The organism is Paraburkholderia sp. SIMBA_053 (genome assembly GCF_046534895.1).
Classification (GTDB): domain Bacteria; phylum Pseudomonadota; class Gammaproteobacteria; order Burkholderiales; family Burkholderiaceae; genus Paraburkholderia; species Paraburkholderia caledonica.
The window spans coordinates 1-241 of sequence record NZ_JAWRXU010001548.1 but is presented as its reverse complement, the minus strand read 5'-3'; the positions used below and the strand labels follow the sequence as shown (position 1 = coordinate 241).

The following is a 241-nucleotide window of genomic DNA, read 5'->3' as shown; positions in this document are numbered from 1 at the left end:
AGGCCGTGTCCGCTTCGGGCTCGCGCTATGCCGATGCGGCCGGCAACGAGTTCTGGGAACACCAGGGCGAGGCCACGCTGGCCCTGGCGGGCGGCAAGCCGCAGCACTGCGTGCGCAGCCCCGGCCGCTGAAGCCTCCCGGGGCGAGCGGACCGGCGGTTTCGACGGTCGTCACGATCCCGGCACCGGCGCCTCAAGATTCGCGGCGCCGGGCCGAAACTGTGATATCCGTCCCCCCCCCG

1 protein-coding gene is annotated in these 241 nt (G+C 73.4%); it reads left to right on the top strand.

The window, feature by feature from the left end:
- Positions 1 to 5 precede the first annotated feature (5 nt).
- On the top strand, positions 6 to 131 hold the full coding sequence (locus SB753_RS40760; RefSeq protein ID WP_410805637.1) for an MliC family protein: 126 nt from the start codon (positions 6 to 8) through the stop codon (positions 129 to 131).
- Positions 132 to 241 lie beyond the last annotated feature (110 nt).